General features: G+C 64.7%; 22 protein-coding genes. 2 read left to right on the forward strand and 20 right to left on the reverse strand.

The genetic code is table 11. The annotated features are described in order from the left end of the window. The first annotated feature begins 69 nt into the window (after positions 1-69). On the forward strand, positions 70-873 hold the full coding sequence (ppgK, locus tag ACSBOX_RS12975) for a polyphosphate--glucose phosphotransferase (RefSeq protein ID WP_078105554.1): 804 nt from the start codon (positions 70-72) through the stop codon (positions 871-873). A gap of 50 nt (positions 874-923) precedes the next feature. Here ppgK and nrdR read toward each other — a convergent pair whose 3' ends face one another. From nrdR to ACSBOX_RS12990, 3 genes are all read right to left on the reverse strand, one after another. Then, positions 924-1,436: a transcriptional regulator NrdR gene (gene nrdR / locus ACSBOX_RS12980; protein ID WP_442542826.1), complete on the reverse strand. Its 513-nt coding sequence runs from the start codon at positions 1,434-1,436 to the stop codon at positions 924-926. 166 nt (positions 1,437-1,602) lie between these two features. Next, positions 1,603-2,976 (reverse strand): histidinol dehydrogenase, encoded by a 1,374-nt coding sequence (gene hisD, locus ACSBOX_RS12985; protein WP_442542827.1) that lies wholly within the window; start codon positions 2,974-2,976, stop codon positions 1,603-1,605. A 9-nt stretch (positions 2,977-2,985) separates the two neighbouring features. Continuing rightward, complete coding sequence (locus ACSBOX_RS12990) at positions 2,986-3,543, reverse strand: hypothetical protein (protein ID WP_442542828.1); 558 nt, start codon at positions 3,541-3,543, stop codon at positions 2,986-2,988. Positions 3,544-3,701: 158 nt separating this feature from the next. Between ACSBOX_RS12990 and ACSBOX_RS12995 the strand changes: the two genes are divergently transcribed. Then, entirely contained in the window at positions 3,702-4,160 is a 459-nt protein-coding gene (locus tag ACSBOX_RS12995; RefSeq protein WP_113990687.1) for a flavin reductase family protein, read from the forward strand. Positions 4,161-4,179: 19 nt separating this feature from the next. Here the strand turns inward: ACSBOX_RS12995 and dnaE are convergent, their stop codons facing one another. The 17 genes from dnaE to ACSBOX_RS13080 form a co-directional block, all read right to left on the reverse strand. Next, positions 4,180-7,737, reverse strand: a complete 3,558-nt coding sequence (gene dnaE / locus ACSBOX_RS13000; RefSeq protein ID WP_442542829.1) for a DNA polymerase III subunit alpha — start codon at positions 7,735-7,737, stop codon at positions 4,180-4,182. 61 nt (positions 7,738-7,798) lie between these two features. Next, the gene (locus tag ACSBOX_RS13005) at positions 7,799-8,725 is read right to left on the reverse strand and encodes an RluA family pseudouridine synthase (RefSeq protein WP_442542830.1); all 927 of its coding nucleotides are present in this window, start codon (positions 8,723-8,725) and stop codon (positions 7,799-7,801) included. Next, positions 8,718-9,338 carry a signal peptidase II gene (lspA, locus tag ACSBOX_RS13010; protein ID WP_442542831.1) on the reverse strand — a complete coding sequence of 207 codons (621 nt, stop codon included), beginning with the start codon at positions 9,336-9,338 and terminating at the stop codon, positions 8,718-8,720. Before lspA ends, ACSBOX_RS13005 begins: the two co-directional genes overlap by 8 nt. A gap of 93 nt (positions 9,339-9,431) precedes the next feature. Further along, complete coding sequence (locus ACSBOX_RS13015) at positions 9,432-10,121, reverse strand: DivIVA domain-containing protein (protein WP_442542832.1); 690 nt, start codon at positions 10,119-10,121, stop codon at positions 9,432-9,434. A 167-nt stretch (positions 10,122-10,288) separates the two neighbouring features. Further along, complete coding sequence (locus ACSBOX_RS13020; protein WP_078105562.1) at positions 10,289-10,576, reverse strand: YggT family protein; 288 nt, start codon at positions 10,574-10,576, stop codon at positions 10,289-10,291. A 103-nt stretch (positions 10,577-10,679) separates the two neighbouring features. After that, positions 10,680-11,210 carry a cell division protein SepF gene (locus tag ACSBOX_RS13025; RefSeq protein WP_078105563.1) on the reverse strand — a complete coding sequence of 177 codons (531 nt, stop codon included), beginning with the start codon at positions 11,208-11,210 and terminating at the stop codon, positions 10,680-10,682. Between the two features lie 88 nt (positions 11,211-11,298). Beyond that, on the reverse strand, positions 11,299-12,048 hold the full coding sequence (locus ACSBOX_RS13030) for a YggS family pyridoxal phosphate-dependent enzyme (RefSeq protein WP_442542833.1): 750 nt from the start codon (positions 12,046-12,048) through the stop codon (positions 11,299-11,301). After that, a complete protein-coding gene (locus ACSBOX_RS13035) occupies positions 12,041-12,736 on the reverse strand; it encodes a polyphenol oxidase family protein (protein WP_442542834.1) in 696 nt (231 codons plus the stop codon). The genes ACSBOX_RS13030 and ACSBOX_RS13035 overlap by 8 nt, the downstream gene beginning before the upstream one ends. 38 nt (positions 12,737-12,774) lie before the next feature. Continuing rightward, positions 12,775-14,004 carry a cell division protein FtsZ gene (gene ftsZ / locus ACSBOX_RS13040; protein WP_241710357.1) on the reverse strand — a complete coding sequence of 410 codons (1,230 nt, stop codon included), beginning with the start codon at positions 14,002-14,004 and terminating at the stop codon, positions 12,775-12,777. A gap of 216 nt (positions 14,005-14,220) precedes the next feature. Further along, positions 14,221-15,057, reverse strand: coding sequence for a cell division protein FtsQ/DivIB (locus ACSBOX_RS13045; protein ID WP_442542835.1), 837 nt, complete (start codon positions 15,055-15,057; stop codon positions 14,221-14,223). Further along, positions 15,050-16,423, reverse strand: coding sequence for a UDP-N-acetylmuramate--L-alanine ligase (murC, locus tag ACSBOX_RS13050; protein ID WP_442542836.1), 1,374 nt, complete (start codon positions 16,421-16,423; stop codon positions 15,050-15,052). Before murC ends, ACSBOX_RS13045 begins: the two co-directional genes overlap by 8 nt. After that, entirely contained in the window at positions 16,420-17,541 is a 1,122-nt protein-coding gene (murG, locus tag ACSBOX_RS13055; RefSeq protein ID WP_442542837.1) for an undecaprenyldiphospho-muramoylpentapeptide beta-N-acetylglucosaminyltransferase, read from the reverse strand. Before murG ends, murC begins: the two co-directional genes overlap by 4 nt. A 6-nt stretch (positions 17,542-17,547) precedes the next feature. Further along, positions 17,548-18,852 (reverse strand): putative lipid II flippase FtsW, encoded by a 1,305-nt coding sequence (ftsW, locus tag ACSBOX_RS13060; protein WP_442542838.1) that lies wholly within the window; start codon positions 18,850-18,852, stop codon positions 17,548-17,550. 2 nt (positions 18,853-18,854) lie between these two features. Beyond that, on the reverse strand, positions 18,855-20,456 hold the full coding sequence (gene murD / locus ACSBOX_RS13065) for a UDP-N-acetylmuramoyl-L-alanine--D-glutamate ligase (protein WP_442542839.1): 1,602 nt from the start codon (positions 20,454-20,456) through the stop codon (positions 18,855-18,857). Further along, the gene (gene mraY, locus ACSBOX_RS13070) at positions 20,438-21,547 is read right to left on the reverse strand and encodes a phospho-N-acetylmuramoyl-pentapeptide-transferase (protein ID WP_442542840.1); all 1,110 of its coding nucleotides are present in this window, start codon (positions 21,545-21,547) and stop codon (positions 20,438-20,440) included. The genes murD and mraY overlap by 19 nt, the downstream gene beginning before the upstream one ends. Beyond that, entirely contained in the window at positions 21,544-23,034 is a 1,491-nt protein-coding gene (locus ACSBOX_RS13075; protein ID WP_442542841.1) for a UDP-N-acetylmuramoyl-tripeptide--D-alanyl-D-alanine ligase, read from the reverse strand. The genes mraY and ACSBOX_RS13075 overlap by 4 nt, the downstream gene beginning before the upstream one ends. 6 nt (positions 23,035-23,040) lie before the next feature. Continuing rightward, a complete protein-coding gene (locus tag ACSBOX_RS13080; RefSeq protein ID WP_442542842.1) occupies positions 23,041-24,678 on the reverse strand; it encodes a UDP-N-acetylmuramoyl-L-alanyl-D-glutamate--2,6-diaminopimelate ligase in 1,638 nt (545 codons plus the stop codon). Positions 24,679-24,681: the final 3 nt, after the last annotated feature.

Raw genomic sequence — 24,681 nt, forward strand, 5'->3', positions numbered from 1 at the left:
CTCCGGAAGGTCACCTGCAGCCGTTCGTGCTGCGACCTGCCCACCCCTCCTGCCATGAACGGAAACGCATTGACCAAGAAGGATGAGAAGATCCACAAGAACGGCCCGCTGATCGGCATCGACGTCGGAGGCACCGGCATCAAGGGCGGCATCGTCGACCTCAAGAAGGGCAAGCTGCTCGGGGACCGTCTCCGCATTCCGACGCCGCAGCCCGCCACACCCGAAGCTGTCGCCGAAGTGATCGCACAGATCGTCGAGGAATTGTCGGCACGCGAGGACGCTCCGGCCCAGGGTTCGCCCGTGGGAGTCACCTTCCCCGGAATCATCCAGCACGGCGTGGTCCGCTCCGCCGCGAATGTGGACAAGTCCTGGCTCGACACAGACATTGACTCACTGCTCACCAAGCGCCTGGACCGTCCCGTCGAGGTCATCAACGACGCCGATGCAGCCGGACTCGCCGAAGCCCGCTACGGCGCAGGCGAAGGCGTCGACGGCACGGTCCTCGTCATCACGCTCGGAACGGGCATCGGCTCGGCCTTCATCTTCAACGGGCACCTGGTGCCCAACGCCGAGCTTGGCCACCTCGAGGTGGACGGCCACGACGCCGAAACGAAGGCATCCGCCGTCGCGCGCGAACGGGACGGCTTGAGCTGGGAAGAATACAGCGTGCTCCTGCAGCGCTATCTCTCCCACGTCGAGTTCCTGTTCTCCCCGGAACTCTTCATCATCGGTGGCGGTATTTCGAAGCGTTCGGACGAATACTTCCCGCACTTGGATCTGCGGACCCGCATCGTCACGGCGGAACTGAAGAACGACGCCGGGATCGTGGGAGCCGCGCTGGACGTCGCCCTCCACCACAAGCTGGCCAAGTAGGGGTGGTGCCGGTGGTGGCTGCGGCTTCCCCTCCGCTGCCACCACCGGAGCTAGATGGGGCTCTTCTCGGAGCTCTTGCCCTTGGCGCTCTTCGCTGCATTCTCCGCCGCGGCGCTTTCTGCCTCGTGGCGGAGAAGCGATATGGCTAATTCGAAGTCCTCAAGCGATTCGAAGGCCTGATAGACGCTGGCAAAACGAAGGTAGGCGACTTCGTCCAGTTTCTGGAGTGGTCCAAGGATCGCCAAGCCGACTTCGTGGGCGTCGATTTCCGCCGCACCGGAAGAGCGGATGTTTTCCTCGACTTCCTGGGCGAGCATCGCAAGGTCGTCCTCAGTCACGGGACGGCCCTGGCAGGCCTTGCGCACGCCGTTGATGATCTTGATCCGGCTGAAGGGCTCTCCCACGCCTGAACGTTTGATGACGGAAAGGCTGGTGGTCTCCACGGTGGTGAAACGGCGTCCGCACTCGGGGCACTGGCGCCGGCGGCGGATGGCTGAACCGTCGTCGGCCATCCGGCTGTCCACGACGCGGGAGTCGGGGTTTCGGCAGAACGGACAATACACGCTGGGCCTCCCCGCTTCGGTTCCGGCACACTGTCCGCCCGGCGTCTGCCGGGAACGCAAAAGGTGCCGGAAGTTTGACTTCCGGCACCAGTTTACGGCTACATGAGTCCTAATGACAACACTGTAATTACTATATGTAGTGGTTGTGACCCATACATGTAGTGGTTTAGGCCCCCGCGAAACGAATCTTGACAGCGTCGCCGTGACCGGGAAGGTCCTCGGCATCCGCGAGGCTCACGATGTGCCGGCTGACCTGTTCCAAGGCGGCCTTGTCGTAGTTGATCACTTGGACCGCGCGCAGGAATGTTGTCACGTTCAGGCCGGAAGAGAAGGCTGCGGTGCCGCTCGTGGGCAAGACGTGGTTGGAGCCGGCGCAGTAGTCCCCGAGGCTGACCGGGCTGTAGTCCCCCACGAAAATCGCCCCGGCGTTGCGGATCCGTGCGGCCACCGCGGCCGCGTCCGCCGTCATGATTTCCAGGTGCTCGGCCGCGTACGCATCGCAGACGGCGATGCCCTGCTCAAGATCGTCTACCAGCACCACGCCCGACTGCGGGCCCGACAACGCGGTGGTGACCCGTTCGCCGTGCTTCGTGGTTCCGGCCTGCAGCGCCAGTTCCCGCTGCACGGCCGAGGCGAGTTCCTCCGAATCGGTGATCAGGACGGACGCCGCCTTGGGGTCGTGCTCGGCCTGGCTGATGAGGTCGGCGGCGACGAGCGCGGGCCGGGCCGAATCGTCGGCCAAGATGGCGATCTCGGTGGTGCCGGCCTCGGAGTCGATCCCCACGACGCCCTTCACAAGGCGTTTGGCGGTGGCCACGAAGATGTTACCGGGGCCGGTCACGACGTCCACGGGCTCGATGGGCTGGTCCTCGCCGGTCCCGGGGATGCCGTACGCGAAGGAGACGATCGCCTGCGCACCTCCGATGGCGTACACCTCGTCAATTCCCAGCAAAGCGGCTGCGGCCAGGATGGTGGGGTGGGGCAAGCCGCCGAAGTCCTTCTGGGGCGGGGAAGCCAACGCGATCGAGGCGACGCCGGCAGCCAGCGCCGGAACAACGTTCATGATCACCGAGGACGGGTAGACGGCCAGCCCGCCCGGAACATACAGTCCCACGCGCCCCACCGGTACCCAGTTCTGGCTCACGACGGCGCCGTCCCCCAGTTCCACATCGACGTTCGCCGGCCGCTGGCCGTCCGCAAAGCGCCGGGCACGGCTGATGGATTCCTCCAGGGCCGCCCGGACGGACGGGTCGAGGTTTTCAAGGGCTTCGGCAAGGGCCGGGGCAGGTACGCGGGGGTGGGATTGTTCCACGCCGTCGAACGCCAACGCGAACTCGCCCAGGGCTTCGAAGCCGCGGGAGCGGACCGCCGCAATGATGTCCAGGACTTTTTGTTCGGCGTCCGCCATGGTCTGATGCTTCGCCCGGGGCACCGCGGCCCGCAGTTCCGCCAAGGTCAGGGACCGTCCGCGCAAGTCAATGCGGCGGAAGTCCAGGGACTGGGCGGCGGTGTCGGCAGGGTTCTCCGGAGAAATGGTCACCAGATCATTTTACGGGGCGAGCGGCAGTGCCTCGGGCTGCTTTCCCATCAAGCCGAAAAGAGTCAAGAGGAATGTCACGAGGGCGGTTGCTCCCGGCCACAGCAAGAGTGCCGACGCCGCCCGCAATGAGAAGCCGTCACCGCCGTTTGAGGCGGGACCCCACCACTGCGCGGCCAGCAGGCCCACCTGCCAGGCCACGAGTGCCCCCACTGCGCCACCCAGGACAGCCAGGAACGTGCGGATGCCGTGCCCCGGTTTCCGGACCTTGCTGTCGAGCAGGACTGCCGTGAAGCAGCCGGAAAGCAACAGCAGCCCGGCCAGGACCAGGTCCCTCGGTAGCCGGCCGGCCGAGGCTGTCGGATCGGCGAGGGCGGGATTTCCGGAGACCACGTTCAGGCCGCCCGGAGCCAACAGCCACCACGCGAGGCCAAGTCCAAGGCCGGAGGCGGCAGGCACCACAAGCCATAGCCACAATTTGCGGTCCCGACTGCCCGTGTCCGTGCCGGTGTCCGGATCCGTGTCCCGCGCGGGACCGGAGTCGAGAAGGTTCGATGTTGGCTTGGTCATGACACAAACATTAACAAACGTTTCTGGATGCTCAACAAGCAAGCGCCCCGGCGGGCAGCGGAATACGCTGAATCCACCAGCGTTATTACCAATGGATCACTCAGGAGATCGGCAAAGTGGCTTCGGACAATTCGGCTTTTGAAGGAACATTCAAACAAATGTTCCGCCGGCATGCCGCCGGCGTGGCCATCATCACTGCCGACCTCAACGGCAAGCCTTTCGGCTTCACCGCGACGTCCGTGGCCTCGCTGTCCGCCGAGCCGCCACGCTTCACCTTCAACATGTCCCGCAGTTCCAGCTCCTGGCCGGCAGTGGCGAATTCAACGTATATCGGCCTGCACATGCTCGGCCTCGAGAACCAGGCCCTTGCAGACCGCTTCGCCCGCACCCAGGAACGCTTTGAAGGCGACCACTGGGAACCAGGCCCCTTCGATGTCCCCATCCTGAAGAACGTGGCCGGCTGGTTGATCGGCAAGATCCAGATGCGCCTGTCCTTCGAAAACAACGCGATCGTCGTGGTGGAGGTTGTCGACGGGCTGGTCGGCGAGGATGACACCCCGCTGCTGTACCACTCGGGCTCCTACGGCCAGCCGGTCCCGCTCGACTACGAAATTTAGTTAAGGCAGGAGATCAAGTTCAACTGTCCAGGCAGGTCGGGCCGAGAAGTACCTTGAGATCGCCGAAAAGCGACGGTGTGGGATTCACGCGCAAGTGCACCGGCAGGCCCATGACCTCGACCTTGGAGTCACCCTGCAGGTGGAGCCTGACCTCGGAGTTTCCCCGGTGCGTCGTCAGGACATCGCGAAGATCGGTGACGACGGCCTCGGTTGCCTTGTAGGTGGGCATGGTGATGACCAACGGGCCATTGGTACCCTCGCTGAGGTCCGGAACCGAAAGCTCCATGCAGTTCAGGGTGACCGCACCGTCGTCGCGCCGCTGCAAGCGCCCCTTGACCACGACGATCAGGTCCTCCGCGAGGACCGAAGCGATGGGGCCGTAGACCTGGCCGAAGAACATGACCTCGATGGAGGCACCCAGGTCTTCGATCTCGGCCCGCGCGTAGGCGTTGCCGCTTGCCTTGGCGATCCTCCGGCTGAGTGAGGTGATCATCCCCGCGATGGTGACGATGGCGCCGTCGTGCGGTCCGTCTTCTCCCAGGATCGAGGTGATCGACTGCTCGGCATGCTGGCTCAGCACGCCCTCAAGCCCCTGCAGGGGGTGGTCCGAGACATAGAGTCCAAGCATGTCCCGCTCGAAGGCGAGCTTGTCCTTCTTCTCCCATTCCGGCAGGTCCGGGATCTCGGTACTCAGGGAGGCCTGCGGCTCCTGGTCTTCGAATCCGGCGAAGAGATCGAACTGGCCGATCGCCTCATTGCGCTTGAGCGTGATGACCGAATCGATCGCTTCTTCGTGGACCATGGCAAGCGCCCGGCGGTGATGGCCGAGCGAATCGAACGCGCCGGCCTTGATGAGTGACTCGATGGTGCGCTTGTTGCAGACGACCGCCGGAACCTTCATGAGGAAGTCCTTGAAGGAGGTGTAGTTGCCCTCGCTCCCCCGGGCGGCAACCATGGCTTCCACCACGTTGACGCCGACGTTGCGGATGGCCCCCATCCCGAAGCGGATGTCGGTTCCCACAGGGGTGAAGTTGAGGCTTGACTCGTTGACGTCCGGCGGCAGGACCGTGATGCCCATGCGCCGGCATTCATTGAGGTAGATGGCCGATTTGTCCTTGTCGTCGCCCACGGACGTGAGCAGGGCCGCCATGTATTCGGGAGCGTAGTGGGCCTTCAGGTACGCGGTCCAGTAGGAGATGACCCCGTACGCGGCCGAGTGCGCCTTGTTGAAGGCGTAGTCGGAGAACGGGAGCAGGATGTCCCACAGGGTCTTGACGGCGGCCATGGAGTAGCCGTTGTCCTGCATGCCCTGGGAGAAGCCGGCAAACTGCTTGTCCAGTTCGGATTTCTTCTTCTTGCCCATGGCGCGCCGGAGGATATCGGCCTGGCCCAGCGAGTAGCCGGCCAGCTTCTGGGCCACGGCCATGACCTGCTCCTGGTACACGATCAGGCCATACGTTCCGCCGAGGATTTCGGAGAGCGGTTCCTCGAGCTCCGGATGGATCGGGATGACCTCTTGGATCTTGTTCTTGCGGAGCGCGTAGTCAGTGTGCGCGTTGGCGCCCATGGGACCGGGCCGGTACAGCGCCAACACGGCGGAGATGTCTTCGAAGTTGTCAGGCTTCATGAGCTTGAGCAGGGACCGCATGGGTCCGCCGTCGAGCTGGAAGACGCCGAGCGTGTCGCCGCGCGCCAGCAACTCGTACGACGCCGGATCGTCCAACGCCAGGTGCTCGAGATCCAGGTCGACGCCGCGGTTCATCGTGATGTTTTCCAGGGCGTCGGAAATGATCGTCAGGTTCCTCAGGCCGAGGAAGTCCATCTTGATCAGGCCAAGGCCTTCGGACGTCGGGTAGTCGAACTGCGTGATGACCTGGCCGTCCTGGATGCGGCGCATGACAGGAATGACGTCGATGATGGGGTCCGAGGACATGATGACGCCTGCGGCGTGCACGCCCCACTGCCGCTTCAGCCCCTCGATGCCCAGGGCGGTCTCGAAGACCTTGGCGGCCTCCGGGTCCGTGCTGATGAGCTGGCGGAAGTCTCCCGCCTCCCCATAGCGCTTGGCCTCCGGGTTCTGGATGTCCGCCAACGGGATGTCCTTGGCCATCACGGCCGGCGGCAGGGCCTTGGTGAGCTGCTCGCCCATGCTGAACGGGTAGCCGAGCACGCGGGAGGAGTCCTTGAGTGCCTGCTTGGTCTTGATGGTGCCGTAGGTGACGATCATGGCAACGCGCTCGTCGCCGTACTTCCGGGTGACGTAGTCGATGACCTCGGAGCGGCGACGATCATCGAAGTCGACGTCGAAGTCGGGCATGGAGACGCGGTCCGGGTTGAGGAAGCGCTCGAAGATCAGGCCGTGCGCCAGCGGATCGAGGTCGGTGATGCGCATGGCATAGGCCACCATGGAGCCCGCACCGGAACCACGGCCCGGACCCACCCGGATCCCGTTGTTCTTGGCCCAGTTGATGAAGTCGGCCACCACGAGGAAGTAGCCGGGGAATCCCATGGACGTGATGACGTCAAGCTCATAGTCCGCTTGCTTGCGCACCTTGTCCGGGACGCCGTCAGGGTAGCGGTAATCGAGTCCCGTGGCTACTTCCTTGACGAGCCAGGAGGTCTCGTCCTCGCCGGGAGGGCATGGGAACCGCGGCATGTAGTTCGCGCCCGTGTTGAAGGACACTTCGCAGCGCTCGGCGATCAGCAAGGTGTTGTCGCAGGCCTCAGGATGGTCGCGGAACAACTCGCGCATCTCCTGCGGCGACTTCAAGTAGTAGCCGCTGCCGGAGAAAGCGAATCGCGAGCCGCCGTTGTCATAGGTGGGCTCGAGGAGCGTGGAGCCCGACTGGATCGCCAACAAAGCCTCATGGGCCTTCGCGTCATGCTCGTGCGTGTAGTGGAGGTCATTGGTGGCCACGAGCGGAAGCTTCAGTTCCTTCGCCAGACGCAGCAGGTCGCCTGTGACCCGCCGCTCGATGTCCAGGCCGTGGTCCATCAGTTCGCAGAAGTAGTTTTCCGCACCGAAGATGTCGCGGAATTCGGAAGCCGCAGCCAGTGCCTCCCGGTATTGCCCCAGCCGAAGGCGGGTCTGGACTTCACCGGAAGGGCAGCCGGTGGTGGCGATCAGGCCCTCGGAATAGGTGTTGAGCAACTCCCGGTCGAGGCGGGGCCATTTACCGAACACCGAGTCGAGGGAAGCAATCGAGGATGCCCGGAACAGATTGCGCATGCCGACGTTGTTGTAGCTCAACAACGTCATATGGGTGTAGGAACCACCACCGGAGACGTCGTCCTTGCGCTGGCTCTCCTCGCCCCAACGGACGCGCTCCTTGTCGCCGCGCGCCGTGCCCGGGGTGACGTAGGCTTCTACGCCGATGATCGGCTTGATGCCTTTGTCCGTGGCCTTCTTCCAGAAATCGAAGGCGCCGAACAGGTAGCCGTGGTCCGTGGTGGCCAGCGCAGGCATCCCCAGCCGCTCGGTCTCATCGAACAACTCGGTGAGACGGGCCGCACCATCCAGCATGGAGTATTCAGTGTGGGTGTGCAGATGGACGAACGAGTCATTGCTGGAAGTCACCACGACAGTCTACCGGCAGGGATCCCGCAGTTGGAGTGGCGCGCTGGAAGCGTGGATCCCGCTACGCGTTCCCGCTTTCAAGAAGTTCCAGGGCGTACCGCAAGTCCGCCGGATACTCGCTGGTGACTTCCACCCATTCGCCCGTCCGGGGGTGGCTGAAGCCAAGCCGCCGTGCGTGCAGCCACTGCCGGGTAAGTCCCAGGTTGGCAGCCAGCCGCGGGTCCGCTCCATAGGTCAGGTCGCCCGCGCAGGGGTGCCTGAGGGCCGAAAAGTGGACCCGGATCTGGTGGGTCCTGCCCGTCTCGAGGTGGATCTCCACGAGGGTCGCCTTGCCATAGGCCTCGAGGACTTCGTAGTGCGTCACCGAGGGACGCCCGTCCTCGATGACCGCGAATCGCCAGTCATGCCCGGGGTGCCGCCCGATGGGTGCGTCGATGGTGCCCTCAAGCGGGTCCGGCAGGCCCTGGACCACTGCGTGGTACACCTTGTCCACGGTGCGTTCCTTGAAGGCCCGTTTGAGTACGGTGTAAGCGTGTTCGCTCTTTGCGACAATCATGACGCCGGAGGTTCCGACGTCGAGACGGTGGACGATGCCGGCGCGTTCAGGCGCGCCGGACGTCGAGATCCGGTATCCCGCACCGGCGAGGCCGCCCACCACGGTGGGGCCCACCCACCCCGGTGACGGATGCGCAGCCACGCCAACAGGCTTGTCGATGACGACAAAATCGTCATCGTCCAACAGGATATTCAAGCCTTCCACGACTTCCTCCACGACTTCCAAGGGATCCCGGCGTTCGGGAACGGTGACTTCCAGCACGGAACCGGCAACGAGCTTCGCCGATTTGCCCACCGTGCCCGCGGAGCCGGTCACGTTGCCCTCGGCGATCAGCAAGGCAGCCGCGGATCGGGAGATATCCATGAGCTTCGCCAAGCCTGCGTCGGCCCTGCTCCCGCCCAGTTCTTCGGGGACCACGAAGTGCTCAGACATCGCCCGGAACCTCGTCCTCGGGCGTGCCTGCCTTGGCGGGCGCGGAACCGGCGGAATGGTGGCGGGAGCCGTCGAGCCCGATCCCCCGAATGGTCAGCAGGCAAATGATCACGACGCCGGAAACCACCGCCGAGTCGGCGATGTTGAAGATGGCGAAGTTGGGCAGCTGGATGAAGTCCACCACGTGGCCCATGGCAAAGGAGGGTTCGCGGAACAGCCGGTCCGTCAGGTTGCCGAGTGCACCGCCCAGCAGCAAGCCGAGGGCCAGCGACCACCAGGCCGAGCCCAATCGGCGCACCTGGAACAGGATCACCACTGAAACGGCCGCCATGACGATGGTGAACACCCATGTGACGTTTTCACCGATGGAGAACGCGGCACCGGAGTTTCGGATGTAGTACCAATGCAGGAGCGGAGGAAGGACGGGGATCCGCTCACCTTCGACCATGGTGCTGGTGACCCAGAGTTTGGTCAGTTGGTCGAAGGCGTACGCGAACACGGCGAAGCCTGCAAAGACCCAAAGCAGTGCGGGACGCCACGTGTGGACCTTAGTGCGGACTGGCTCCGGGATGCCGTTCGTTTGTTCCGTGCCGTCAGTTTGTTCGTCGCTCATAGTACTTTCATTCGGTAACTGTGGCTTCTGGCGCCTTAACAGGCGAAAGCCGGCGGCCGAGGAATCCCCAGCCACCGGCTTTCAGAATACTTGCTAGACCTCTGCGGCGGCTTCGCCGACCTCGGGAGCCGCAACTGAGCCGCGGGCATCCAGGTCACGCAGCTGGCCTTCGATGTAGGCCTTCAGGCGGGAGCGGTAGTCGCGCTCGAAGCCGCGGAGCTGCTCCACCTTGCGTTCGAGAACGCTGCGCTGCTGCTCGAGGGCACCGAGGATCTTGCGGGACTTGTCCTGGGCGTCGTTGACGAGGCTGGAGGCTTCGATCTGCGCCTCGGCGATGATCTTTTCCTTCTGCTGCTCGCCATCGGACACGTGCTTGTCGTGCATCTGCTGCGCCATGGCCAGAAGGCCGGCGGCGGACTCTGCGGAAGGAGATCCAGCGGAGGGAGCGGAGGCGGCCGGAACGGCGGCAACAGCCGGTACCGGTTCCTTCTTCTTCTCGGCCTCGGCAGCCTTGGCTTCGGCTTCCGCCTTGGCCTGGGCGTCCTTGTCAGCCTTCACCGGAGCGGGCACCTTCTCGACCACGGGTGCCGATGCTGCGCTGGCCGGAACCGGGCTTCCGCCTTCGCCGAGCTTCTTGCGCAGCTCGTCGTTCTCCTGGTTCAAGCGCCTCAGCTCGACGACGATTTCGTCGAGAAAGTCGTCGACCTCGTCCTGGTCGTAGCCTTCGCGGAACTTGGTCGGCTGAAAGCGCTTGTTGACAACGTCTTCTGGCGTCAAAGCCATCTGGTCACCTCGTTGGTCTAGTTAGTCAGTAGGCCTTCCGGCCGTTCAAAACTACGGTACCTAAATATCATCTGATTCCCCCAATTCAACACCATCGTGTTGGGTCGGAGGATTTGCAGTCCACAAGCCGAAGAAAACAGATCGACGGCACATGGACTGCGGAAGAGCTACGCCAGCGAGTAGACGAATCCCATCGCGATGCTGACGACAATAAACACGATCAAAAATGCCAGGTCAAGGGATACCCCACCAAGCTGCAGCGGCGGGATCAACCGGCGGATCCGCTTCAGGGGCGGATCGGTCACCGAATAGACCACGTGCGCGGCCACCAGCGCAGCGCCACGGGGGCGCCACTGGCGCGCAAACATCTGCACCAGATCAAAAACGAGCCTGATGATGAGGGTGACCAGGAACAGCAGCAATGCAATGTACAAAAGGCCGAAAACTATGCCCACGGGTTAGCTCAGATCTCCTAGTTCGCCACTTTTCTCGGTCAGTCCCTCTATTGCAACACAGATGCCAGGCAGATCGCTCTGCCTGGCATCCGTGATGACTGTGCTAGCTCTGGTTGAAGAACGTTGCTTGGGCTTCGCTGACCTTCTTGTCGTCGCCAAGAACTTCGACGTACGACGGCGACAACAGGAAAACCTTGCTGGTGACGCGCTCGATGCTGCCATGGAGTCCGAAGACCAGCCCGGCGGAGAAGTCGACGAGGCGCTTGGCATCTCCCTCGCCCATGTCGGTGACATTCATGATCACGGGGATGCCGTCCCGGAAACTTTCGCCGATGATCTTGGCGTCGTTGTAGGAGCGGGGGTGGACGGTGGTGATCTGCCTCAGTCCGGAGGCGTCTTCGCGGCTCGATGCCGCACGCTTGATAGGTGTCACGGGTGCGCGGTATTCCTCTTCGGCGACAGGGGGGACTTCACGAACTACTTCACGTACAGGTGCAGGGGCGCGGCGCTCTTCACGATTGTGGTCGACAGACCGGTCCTCGTCCGTGTGCTGCACGTGCTGCTCAGACTCGTAGTGTTCATCGCCATCGGCGAGCCCAAGATAAACCATTGTCTTGCGCAGTGCGCCAGCCATGCTGGACTCCTATCGTGTCTGCAGTAGGCGGGCCGCCCATGACTTGACATAGCTGAAATCCCGGCCCGTCGCTTCCAATACTTTGACGCTACCCCACGCGCGGACGCGAACCGAGAATATCCGAACCAATTCGCAGGTGTGTCGCACCAAATTGAACGGCAGCTTCGAGGTCCTGGCTCATCCCGGCCGATATCCCCGCAGCGTCCGGATGCAGCTTCCGCAGATCCATTGAAATGGCGGCGAGCTTCTCGAACGCCGCCTCCGGGGGCGCTCCGAGCGGCGCGACGGCCATCACGCCGGCCAGGCGCAGCCCGGAAGCCGTGGCGATGGACCCGGCGAGGCGTTCGACGTCGGACGGGGCGGCACCGCCGCGGTGGGCGCCGCCGTCGTGCTCAAGATTGACCTGGATGTAGCAGTCAAGGTCCGGCCTGCCCGTCTCTGACTGTTGCCGCGCAACAGCCTTGGCCAAGGCGTCGGCGAGTTGAGGGCGGTCGATCGACTGCACGGAAAACGCGTATTTCGCCACGGACTTGGCCTTGTTGCTTTGCAGTTGGCCGATGAAGTGCCAACGCACCGGGAGTCCGGCGAGCTCGGTGAACTTCGCGGATGCTTCCTGGTCCCGGTTTTCGCCGACGTCCGTCACGCCAAGTGCCGCCAACCGGGCGACATCCGCTGCGGGATGGAACTTGCTGACCACTATCAGCTGCGGCTCTTCGCTTCGCCCGGCGGCGGCGGTTGCCGCCGAAATCCGCTGGCGGACCGCGGCGAGCCGTTCGCGCAGTTCAGCGGTCCGCGAGTCGTCCGTCCCGCTCTCCGCTGTTGGAAAAGCCTCACCCATGGGTCCACACCAAACCCGCGAAGCGGCCGGTTTGCTGACTGCGCCGGTAGGAGTAAAGCTTCGCGGTCTCGAGCGTGCACTCCCCCGAGTACTCGACAGTGACGCCGAGGGCTTTCAGCTGGGCATGCACACCGGCCGGCAGATCCAGCGCCGGCGTGCCCCACGAGGTTGTCGACCAGGTTTCCGGGACAGCAGCAGCAACCTCGGAGCGCAGCTCTGCGGGAACTTCGTAGCATTCGCCGCAGATCGAAGGTCCAATCCAGGCGCTGATGGTCGCGGCACCGCGGTGTCGCATATCCAGCACGGTGGCGGAAACAATATCCGCCGCAACACCGGGCCGCCCGGCGTGGACCACCGCAAGGACGGGATCGGCTTCGTTGCGCACTTCGCCCAGCAGGACGATGGGAACGCAGTCGGCCACCATGACAGCGAGCGGCTGCCCCCTGGACACCATGGCGTCGGCCGTCGGTCCGTCCCCGTGCGCGGAGATGAATTCGACGGCTTTCCCGTGGACCTGGTTCATGAATTGGAAACGGCGTTCGCCGAGCCCCGCTGCTGCTTCCAGCCGGGCCCGGCGCGCCATGACATCGTCAGGGTTGTCCGCCACGTGCAGTGCAAGGTTGCCCGCATCGTCATCGGAGAAGGCGACCGATATCCCGGGTCGCACTTCTTTTCGCCACCAAAACACTACTGGCTGACTCTCCTGGGTGGGTTGGAACGGACTGGCTACTTCAGGAAGTCCGGAACATCGAGGTCGTCGGTGCGGCTTCCCGAAAGGTCCGGCTCGACGACGGCCGGAAGGTCGACGTCGAAGCCTGAGTCGGCCGGCAAGGCCGACGGGCGCTGCTGGCCCCAGTTGCTCAAGCCTGAAGCGCCGACGCCGGCGGACACGTGCTGCGGCGCCGAATAGGCCGGAGCAGCTGAAGGTGCGGGACGGTCCGGGGCCGCAGGGGCCTGGTGCTGGCCCGGCTGCTGGGCAGCGGACTGGTTCATTGACGGGGACGTGGCCTTGAGGTCGTCAAAACCAGCGGCGATGACCGTGACGCGTGCTTCGTCGCCCAGGGCGTCGTCAATGACGGCACCGAAGATGATGTTGGCCTCGGGGTGGGCCACTTCCTGCACGAGCCGCGCGGCCTCGTTGATTTCGAACAGACCCAAGTCCGAGCCGCCCTGGATGGAGAGCAGGACGCCGTGCGCACCGTCGATCGACGCTTCCAGGAGCGGCGAAGCGATGGCGAGCTCTGCCGCCTTGACGGCGCGGTCCTCGCCGCGGGCCGAGCCGATGCCCATCAGCGCGGAGCCCGCACCCTGCATGACCGACTTCACGTCGGCGAAGTCAAGGTTGATCAGGCCGGGAGTGGTGATGAGGTCCGTGATGCCCTGGACACCGGACAGGAGTACTTGGTCAGCGGAACGGAAAGCGTCCAGGACGGAGACGTTACGGTCGCTGATGGAGAGGAGGCGGTCGTTCGGGATGACGATGAGGGTATCGACTTCGTCGCGCAGGGCGTCGATTCCGGCCTCGGCCGAACCGGCGCGCCGGCGGCCTTCGAAGGTGAAGGGCCGGGTGACGACACCGATGGTCAGGGCACCGAGCGAGCGGGCGATCCGGGCCACGACGGGGGCGCCGCCGGTTCCGGTTCCGCCACCTTCGCCTGCGGTGACGAACACCATGTCTGCTCCGCGGATGACCTCTTCGATCTCGTCGGCGTGGTCCTCGGCGGCCTGGCGTCCGACGTCGGGGTTGGCGCCGGCTCCCAGGCCTCGCGTGAGCTCGCGGCCGACGTCAAGCTTGACGTCCGCGTCGCTCATGAGGAGAGCCTGGGCATCGGTGTTGATGGCGATGAACTCGACGCCGCGGAGGCCGACTTCGATCATTCGGTTAACTGCATTCACGCCACCGCCGCCGATGCCGACGACCTTGATGACGGCCAAGTAATTCTGCGGTGCTGCCACGTTTCGTGCCCCTTGCTTGTGTCCTATAGCGAAACAGATCGAGTCCAACTTGAATCCTTGGACCTTAACCCTCTAGTTGAAGGTTATAGTTATGTCAAGTAACTCTTATGTGACGGTATGGGCTATGAATCCGACATTCAATGACCGCCTCCGCGTGTCGTGTGAAAGTCCGAAAAATAGCCCCGTGCGTCGGGCGAGATTACTTCGTGAAATTGCCTATTTGGTAAACGGATGCCTCGGCGTGCTGACATCGTAAACGTTCACCGGAACTTTTGGATTGACGGGAGCCTTGAGCAACGCCTCGAGGACGCGGGCCTTCAGCTCCTTCTCGTCCGCATTCCCCCAGACAACAGTCTTGCCGTCCGTCAGCTTGAGCTCGACGGCGTCCGGCGAGGACGCCGACGCGCTGGCCATCTTCGCCAGGACATCCGCCGGCAGCGTCGCAAGGACAGCCGTGATCGCCCTGAAGAGACTCTGGTTGGCTCCCTGCCCGTCGATGAGGGGCAAGGCAACCGATGCGGGATCGGCGGTTGATCCAAGCTGGACGCCATCGACGTCAACCAGTGAATAGTTGTCGCCGCTCTTGACCAGCGCCACAGGCACCCGCTCCACGACGTGGACCAGGAGTTCCGACGGCGGGCGGGCCTCGGTGCTGACGGACCGCACCTGGACGAGGGGTTTGAGCAGCGCCGCGATGTCGGCGTCGTTGATTTGCGGAAGGGGTTTCCCCTTCACCGGCTCAAGGGCTTTCTGGACGCTCCCCGCTTGGAGCAGCTTGGTGCCGTCGACAGTCACTGTGCGCACGGCGAACACCGGCGAGTAGACCGCCGCAACGATGATTCCGGCGACCAGCGCGACGACGATGGCCAACACCGTGAGCACCGTCCGCCGCCGCTTGCGCCCTTTGGGCTCCGGAAAGGCCAGCACGTTGCTGTCCTTGACGCCGTCGGCCTCCGAAAGGTCTCCCGCGGGATCGTCGAGGCTGCGTTCAGCACTGACGACGCCGGGCTTGCCGGCCTGCGGCTTGAAAGTGGGCTTCCGGGTGTCAGCCACCCAACAACTCCACGATCCGGGGCCCGTAGGCCGTCACGTCGCCGGCTCCGACCGTCAGGACGATGTCACCGTCGCCGGCCGCCGCGAGAACCGCGTCCAGTGCGTCCTGTCCGCCGGCCACGAGCCTGCCGCTCTTCAGGCGGCCCGTGATCAAGGTACTCGTGACTCCGGGTAGGGGATCCTCGCGGGCAGGGTAGATGTCCAGCACGAGGGCCGTGTCCGCCTCGCCAAGCGCTTCGGCAAACTGCTCCGCGAATTCGCGGGTGCGCGAAAACAGGTGCGGCTGGAAAAGCACATGCACCTTGTTGCCGCCTGCCACCGAGCGGGCCGCAGCCAAGGCCGCCCGGACCTCCGTGGGGTGGTGGGCGTAATCGTCGTAGACACGCACACCCCTCCCCTGCCCCTTGAATTCAAATCGCCGCGAGGCTCCGGTGAAGCGGCCAAGGGCGGCCGCGGCAGCCTCAGGCGCCACGCCGAGCTCGACGGCGACGGCGAACGCGGCCGCCGCGTTCAAGGCGTTGTGCCGCCCGGGCACTTGAAGGTCAAGCGCGTATTCCTGTCCGTCGACAGAGACGCGGACATCGCCGGGTCCCCCGTCGTGGAGGCGGATATCGGCGTCCACCGAGGTCCCGTAGCTCAGCACCCGGGTATTGCCCGCCGCGCGGGTCCGTTCAGCGAGGGCCCGGGCACCGTCGTCGTCCGCGCAGGCAAAAAGGACCCCGTTGGCGGGCAGCAGCGCAGCGAAGCTGTCGAAGGAGGCATGGACCGCCTCCGGCGTGCCGTAGTAGTCCAGGTGGTCGGCCTCGACGTTGGTGACCACGGCTATGAGGGGCCGGTAGTTCAGGAAGGAGCCGTCCGATTCGTCGGCTTCGGCAACGAAGATGTCCGAAATGCCGTGCGCCGCGTTGACGCCGAGGGCGGGTACGTTGGCGCCGATGGCGAACGAGGGATCGAGGCCCGCTTCCTTGAGCAAGACGGCCACCATTGACGTCGTGGTGGACTTGCCATGCGTGCCGGCCACGGTCACCACCCGGTCCGTGCCCATGGTTGCCGCGAGGGCTTCCGAACGGTGCAGCACCGGCAGGCCGGCGGCCCGGGCAGCCTCCAGTTCCGGGTTGTCGGACTTGATGGCCGAACCGGCGACGACGGTCTGTGCGTCACCAAGGTTTTCCGCGGCGTAGCCAACTGCGATCCGCGCCCCGGCGGACCGGAGGTCCTGCATGACGGGCAGGTCCTTCGCGTCCGAACCGCTCACGGGTACGCCCCGGGCCACCATGATGCGTGCGATGGCGGACATGCCCACGCCCCCGATGCCGATGAAGTGCACCCGGCCAAGGGAACCAATGTCTGCGAGGGGCTGGGTCATTCGCTTACCGCTTCCAAGACGAGATCAGCCATCCGCTGATCAGCATTTCTGATGCCAAGTCCCTTTGCCTTGCTGGCCATGTCCTCGAGGCGGGCCTGATCCGTGAGCAAGGGAATCACCTCGGCTTTGAGCCATTCCGCGGTCAGGGCCCCGTCGTCGACCAGAAGCGCCGCCCCGGCATTGACCAAGGCGGAGGCGTTCATTGCCTGCTCGCCGTTTCCGATGGGCAGCGGAACGAATACCGCGGGGAGCCCGACGGCGGCCACCTCACTCACCGTTGCCGCGCCGGACCGGGCAAGCAGGACGTCTGCTGCCGCGTAGACCTTCTCCATGGCGTCCACGTACTCCACCTGGTGGTAGCCGTCGGCGGACAGGGGGGCGCCGTCGTCGTTGGTCACTGCCTTCCCCCGGCCGGTGATGTGCAGCGTCTGGATGCCGGCTTCCGCCAAAGCGGCGACCGCGCCGGCGATGGTGCGGTTGATGCTCTGGGCACCGGAGGAGCCGCCCGTCACGATGAGTGCTGGCTGTCCGGCGTCCAGGCCCAGGGACTGCCGGGCCTCCGCGCGCCAAGCCTCACGGTCCAGACCGGCGATGGCCTTGCGCATCGGCATCCCCACGTGGCGGGCATGCCGCAGCCGGGTCTCGGGGAAGGCCACCCCGACATGCTTTGTGAACATGGCTCCCACCCGGTTGGCGAGCCCGGCGCGCGTGTTGGCCTCGTGGATGACGATGGGGATCCTGCGACGCCAGGCCGCGAGGTACATCGGCGTGCAGACGTAGCCGCCGACGCCGAGGAGCACGTCGGCGTGTGCGTCGTCCAGAATTCGTCCGGCTTGCTTGACTGCCGCCGCCAGCCTGCCGGGCAGTTTGAACAGATCCGCGGAAGGCTTCCGGGGAAAGGGAACCCGATCGATGGTGGCCAACTCGTAGCCGGCGGCCGGAACGAGCCGCGTTTCCATGCCATTGGGAGTGCCGACGGCAAGGATCCTGGCATCCGGCCGCAGCGACTTGATCGCATCTGCAATGGCGAGCAACGGGCTGATGTGTCCGGCGGTCCCGCCGCCGGCGAGGACCACGGAGAGGGGTTTGGGCTGGGAATCCTTGGTATGGGAATTCATGGAGTGCTATGTACGCTTTCGTGCAGTTTTCGCAAGTCGCCAGCGCGGCTTGGAACGGCTGGCAGGAGCCATTTGGGCGCGGGCCAAAGACAAGACTACGCCCACGCCGCATAGGGACATCACCAACGCCGAACCGCCATAGGAAATGAACGGCAGGGGAACGCCGATCACCGGCAGCAGGCCGGCCACCATGGCCATGTTGATCGCGGCCTGGCCAAGCATCCACGCCATGATCGAGCCGCCGAGCACGCGGGCGAACAAGTCTTCCTGGTGGCTGACAACCCGGTAGATGGCAACGGCAAGCAGCGCGAAAAGCACCAGGACCACGATGGTCCCCACGAGGCCGAGTTCCTCCCCGATGACCGCGAAGATGAAGTCGTTGTGGGCTTCGGGAATCCACTGGTATTTTTGCCGGCTCTGGCCAAGGCCAACTCCGAACCAGCTGCCCGAGGCAAGGGCGCTGAGCCCCTGTTCGCTTTGGAAGCCGATGTCACTCGCCCCCGCGCAGCTCTGCCCCATCCACGAGGTGATCCGGCACATCCGGTTTCCGCTGGTCACCGCGAGTATCAGTGCCACTGCAGCGGCAACACCCCCGGCCCCGGCGAAGAGCTTCAAGTTGACGCCACCGAAAAACAAGCCGGCCGCCATGATCAACATGACCACCAACGACGTTCCAAGGTCGTGCCCCAGGACAATCAAGGTAATGATCACGCCGGAGACCGGGACGATCGGGATCAGTGCGTGCGTCCACTTGTCGAGGAGCTTGGCCTTCACGGACAGGACCGTCGCCATCCAGAGCACCAGCGCGAACTTGGCATATTCCGATGGCTGGAAGGTGAAGCCCCCGATCTCGATCCAGTTCTGGTTGCCCAGCACACGTTTGCCGATAACGAGGACCAGCACCAACAAGGCACCGGCAAGAATGATCGAGGGCCACGCGAATCTCTTCAGCCACAGGACGTTGACCCGTGAAAGCACCAGCATCGCAACGATGCCGATGCCGGCGAACATGCCTTGCTTGGTGGCGATCGAATAGGGAGACTCGCCGGCCGCAATCGCTTCGACACTGGACGCAGAGAGGACCATGATGATCCCGATTGCCGTGAGCGCAAGCGATGCCCCGAGAATCAGGTAGTACGTGGACCCGTTCCTGGATTTGCCGCTTCCCTCAAGCGTTGACCAGAAACCCGTTATCCCGGAGCGAATGCGGGACAGCAGCGAGGCTCGGGCAACGCCGGCCGCGCGTCCAGCGGGGCCTGCATTGACGGCCCGGGTCCGCCCGGGACCGCTGCGCGTGGGCGTGCTGACCATTGTTACTCCTCGGTGGTCTGTGCCTGGCCTTCCACAAGCTCGCGCACTGCCCGGATGAAAGCATCGCCACGGTGAGCGTAGGAAGAGAACTGGTCCATGGAGGCAGCCGCCGGGGCCATCAGCACAGTATCGCCGGACTCGGCGATACCCGCTGCCGACTCGACAGCATGGGCCATCACGGTGTCGCCGAAGATCGGAGACGGTTCCGCGGCGGCACCAGCTGAATCGGCGGACTGCACCATTTCAGTGTCGCCCTTGGGCTGCCCGATTACGGGCACATCCGGCGCGTGTCGCTTGAGGGACGCTTCCAGGTCCGTGGTGTCGGAGCCGATGAGCACCACCGCCTTGAGCCGGGTCGCGTTGCTTTTGACCAGCTCGTCGTAGTTGACGCCCTTGGACAAACCGCCCGCAATCCAGACGACCTTGGTGAACGCCGAGAGGGCGGCCGACGCGGCGTGTGGATTGGTCGCCTTGGAGTCGTTGACCCAGAGCACGCCGTTCTGCTTGGCCACAGGCTGGATGCGGTGGTCTCCCGGAAGATAGTTCCTGAGTCCCTGGCGCACTGCCGACGGTTCGACGCCGTAGGCCCGCACCAGCGCGGCCGCGGCCAGCGCGTTGGCAACCATGTGGCGCGGCGCAGCCGGGCCCAGATCAGCCATGGACGCAAGTTCCTCAGCCGAACTCTTGCGCTCCTCGATGAAGGCGCGGTCCACGAGCAACCCCTCGACGACGCCGAGCATGCTGACGGCCGGCGTCAAGGTAGTGAAGCCGATTGCCCGGCAACCCTCGACCACGTCCGCGTTTTCCACCATGCGTTCGGTCTCGATCTGTTCAGCGTTGTAAATGCACGCCTTCTGGGTGTTCTCGAAGATCCGTGCTTTGTCCGCAAGGTAGGACTCGTAGGAGCCATGCCAGTCCACGTGGTCCTCGGCGACATTGAGGCAGACGCTGGCCACCGGGGAAAGCGATTCGATCCAGTGCAACTGGAAGCTGGAAAGCTCAACCGCGAAAGCGTCGTACTCCACGGGATCACGGAGCGCGTCCAGGATGGGAGTGCCCACATTCCCCACGGCGATTGCTTTGAGCCCGGCTGCCTGCAGCATGGCTTCCGTCATGCCCACCGTGGTGGTCTTGCCGTTGGTGCCCGTGATCGTGAGCCAGTCCGCCGTCTTGCGGCCCTTGCGTTCGCGGACCCGCCACGCGAGTTCGACGTCGCCCCACACCGGCACGTGGGCCCGCTTGGCCGCTGCCAGGAGGGACTGGTCGGGCCGCCAGCCGGGAGACGTCACGACGAGTTCGGCCTTTTCACCGTCCACACGGGGAAGCGTTGCGACGGCGTCCTGGCCAAGGAGGACGTCGGCTGCGCCGACGATCTTCAAGGTGTCAGCCTGGGCGAGGGCTTTTGCGCTGGTGGCGGCGTCAACAACCACTACCCGTGCGCCGAGTTCGATCAAAGTATCGGCGGCCGCGAAACCGGAGACGCCAATGCCTGTCACGACGACGCGCAGGCCCTTCCAGTCGGAATCCCAACTGACGAGGTTCCGGAGCCGTTCATTCGCCGATGGCTTCGTTTGAGGACTTGCGCTCACAGCAGCACCACCCATTCAGCATAGAAAATCCCCAGGCCCGCGGCCACGAACAGGCCACAAAGAATCCAGAATCGGACAACCACCGTGATCTCGGCCCAGCCCTTGAGTTCGAAGTGATGCTGGAGGGGGGCCATCTTGAAGACACGCTTGCCCTTGGTGACCTTGAAGTAGCCCACCTGGATGATGACCGACAGCGTGATGAGGACGAAGAGTCCGCCGATGATGCCGAGGAGGAGTTCGGTGCGCGAGAGGATCGCAAAGCCGGCCACCGCGCCGCCGATAGCCAGGGAACCGGTGTCTCCCATGAAGATCTTCGCCGGAGACGTGTTCCACCACAGGAAGCCCACGAGGGCGGCACTGCAAATGGCCGCCAAGAGCGCCAGGTCGAGCGGGTCGCGGACCGAATAGCAGCCGCTGCCCGCCTCGCGGGGTGAACCGCAGGCCTGGTTGTTCTGCCAGATCCCCATGAGCGTGTACGCCCCGAAGACCATGATCGAGGCGCCGGCGGCAAGGCCGTCCAGCCCGTCCGTGAGGTTGACGCCGTTGGTTGCGGCAGTGACGATCAGGTTCGACCAGATGACGAACAGGATGGCCCCAAGAACCGTCCCCCCAAAGGCCAGATTCAGCCAGGGAATGTCCCGCACGAGGGAAATATGCGTGGAGGCCGGCGTGAGTCCCTGCGAGTCGGGGAAGTTCAGGACCAGCACCGCGAACACAATGCCGACGAAGGCCTGGAGGATCAACTTGGCTTTGGCATTGAGTCCGAGGCTGCGTTGCTTGGAGATCTTGATGAAATCGTCGAGGAAGCCGACGAATCCCATCCCAACCATGAGGAACAACAAGAGCAGGCCCGAAGCAGACGGCCCCGCCGATCGGGGATTCATCATCCACATGATCAGGTGGGTCAACCCATAGCTGATGAGCACCGCGGCCACGACGACGGTACCGCCCATGGTGGGAGTACCGCGCTTGGTGTGGTGGGACGTGGGTCCGTCGTCGCGGATGAACTGGCCGTAGCCCTTGGTGACGAGGAACCGGATAAAGAGTGGCGTACCGACCAGAGCCACCAGGAGGGCGACGCCCGCGCCGATCAACAGTGCAATCACAGCAGCTCGTTCCCTTCATTGGCGGCAGTAGTAGCCGCGCTGTTCGCACTCGTTCCGGCCTGTGGGGGTAATGCTATCCGATCCCCCAAATACCTTAGGCCCACCCCGTTGGAGGACTTGAAAAGCACCAGGTCACCGGGTGCGAGCTCGGCCTGCAGCAGTTCGTAGGCCTCGTCGGCCGTCTCGGTGAAACTGCATTCCTCGCCCCAGGAGCCTTCCTGGATCGCGGAAATGTACAGCGCCCGGGCTTCCCGGCCAACCACGACGAGCCGTGAAATGTTCAAGCGGACCACTTGCGTGCCCACTGCCGTGTGTTCGCGGATGGAGTCTTCGCCAAGCTCCAGCATCGCGCCCAGCACCGCCCAGGTTCGGCGTCCCTGGCCGAGGTCGGCGAGGGTGCGCAAGGCTGCGCGCATGGACTCCGGATTCGCGTTGTAGGCGTCGTTGATGATGGTGACGCCGTCTGCCCGCTCAGTGCGTTCCATTCGCCACCGGCTGGCCGCCGACTGCTCGCTCAGCGAGTCGGCAATCGCGGCGGCGGGGAGGCCTGCCGCGAATGCCGCGGCCGCCGCGGCCAGCAGGTTGGTGATGTGGTGCGCACCGATGAGCTTGCTGTGGACCCGGTGCGGGACCCCGCCGTCGGGCAGATGGAGTTCGAATTCGGGGTGGCCGTCGCCGTCGATATCGGCGTTCCTCGCTTCGACCGCGGAACCGGATACGCCCGTGGCCGTGGTTCCGAGCACGGTGGCCCGGGTGCGGGAGGCCATCGCCGCGACCCGCGCGTCGTCGAGGTTGATGACGGCGGTTCCATCGAGGCCCAGCGCCTCGACGAGTTCGCCCTTGGCCTTCGCGATGTTCTCCACGCCACCGAACTCGCCGGCGTGGGCGCTGCCGACGCACAGAACGACGCCGATGTCCGGTTTGACCATTTCGGCAAGGTACTTGATGTGGCCGACGCCGGTGGCGCCCATTTCGATCACGAGGTAGCGGGTGCCGGCATCTGCGCCGAACACGGTGAGCGGAACGCCGACCTCTCCGTTGTACGAACCCTGCGGGGCCACAGTGGCTCCGGCCCGGGAAAGAATGCCCGCGAGCAGGTCCTTGGTAGTGGTCTTGCCCGCCGAGCCCGTGATGCCGATGACCGTGAACGGCTCCCCCTGCGCGGCACGTGCGGCACGGATGCGGCGCACGGACTCTGCGGCCAGGGCACCCATCGCGATCACGGCGTCATCGACGACGACGGCGGGGTAGGGCCGTCCGTCGTCGTCGGAAACGTCGCGCTCGGTCAGCGCCAGAACGGCACCGCGCTCAAACGCGGCGCCCACGTAGGCATGGCCGTCGGCGTTCTCTCCGGGCTTGGCCACGTACAACGATCCGGTAGCCGCCTCACGGGAATCGGTAACGACGGACACCGGGACAATGCCCGGGTCCGCAGCCAATCGGCCATTGGTAATATCGGCGATCTCCACCGCAGTAAGTGCAATCATCTCGGTCTAGGACTCTATCCGCTCGTCCGTGGAAACCTTGAATCCCCTGGCTGTCAAGGCCGCCCGGAGCTCCACCCGGTCATCGAGGGCAAGGTTGACACCCTTCACTTCCTGCCAGACTTCATGGCCCCGCCCGGCGATCAGGATGGTGTCCCCTTCAGAGGCCAGGTCCACGGCTTGGCGGATGGCAGCGTCCCGGGGGAACGCTTCGACGATTTCGCACGCCAGGTCCTCTGATTCGCGGGCGGCACGCGCCCCGGCGAGGACTTCCGCACGGATCGTCGCGGCATCTTCGTCATGGGGGTCGTCGTCGCTGACAATCACGACGTCGGCGAGCCGGGCGGCGATGGCGCCCATGGTCGGCCGTTTGCCCTGGTCACGCTGTCCTGTGGCCCCGAAAACGACAATCACGCGGGATCCGGGTGCTTGCGAACGTACGGCCTTCAGCGCCCGCGCGAGGGCGTCCGGGTTGTGCGCGAAATCGACGACGGAAGCCGGGGCTTCCGAGATCAGCTGCATCCTGCCCGGCACGGAAACGGTGAAGGGATCGTGCCTGTCCAGTGCCGCCTGGAGGGCCTGCGGATCGACGCCGGAGTCGAGCACCATGATGGTGGCCAGGGCCGCGTTGGCGACGTTGAAGTCCCCCGGCAGCCCTGTATGGACACTCAGGACCGTTCCATCCCGGTGGCGCAATTCGAAGTCCGTTCCAAGCCCGCGTTGCTTGGCAGACTCCACCGTCCAGTCAGCGTCGCCTCCAGGCGTCGCCGACAGCGTGGTCACGGGAATTCCCGCCTCGTCGGCCAGCAAGCGCCCCCAGGGGTCGTCCACGGTCACAACGGCACGCCGTGCGCGCGCGCTCGTGAAGAGCTCAGCCTTGGTCCGGAAGTACTCGTCCATGCTTCCGTGCAGGTCGAGGTGGTCCTGTGTCAGGTTGGTGAAACCGGCAACATCGAACATCACCGAGTCGACCCTGTGGAATGACAGCGCGTGCGAGGACACCTCCATGGAAGCCGCGTCGAGGCCACGTTCACGCATGAGAGCGAGCAAGGCATGGACATCCGTGGACTCGGGCGTCGTCAGCAGGCTCGGGATGGCGTCGCCCCCGGCAAGGATTTCAATCGTCCCGATGAGGCCGGGGTTCATGCCCAGGGCGCGCAGGAGGGAGTTGATGAAATACGTCGTGGTGGTTTTGCCGTTCGTACCGGTCACTCCGAAAAGTGTGGGCGAATCCCCATCGAGCGGCTGGCTGCAGTAGATGAGGGCAGCGAGGGTCCCGACGGCGGCCCTGGGGTTCTCAACGATCAGCACTGGAACGGCAAGGTCGTCAAGTGCCAATTGCCGGGCGCCGTCTTCATCGCTCAGGACCGCCACGGCACCGGCAGCCACCGCTTGGGTGACGAAGTCTGCCCCGTGGCGTGTGGCTCCAGGCAGGGCCAGGTACAGATCCCCCGGCTCGACCGTGCGCGAGTTGAGGGATACACCGGTCACCGAGGTGCCGCCCGTGTCCGCGGGCAGCGCGATTCCGAGCGAGGCAGCGATGGCCTCGAGGGGAACAGGCGCCACGACGGCTGGACGGAAGCCGGGATTGTCCGTAGCCGGCGGGTTCCCTGTAGGGATCGATACGGCGTCATTCTGCTCTGACAAGGT

The sequence above is a fragment of the Arthrobacter sp. KN11-1C genome, assembly GCF_052180225.1.
Classification (GTDB): Bacteria; Actinomycetota; Actinomycetes; order Actinomycetales; family Micrococcaceae; genus Arthrobacter.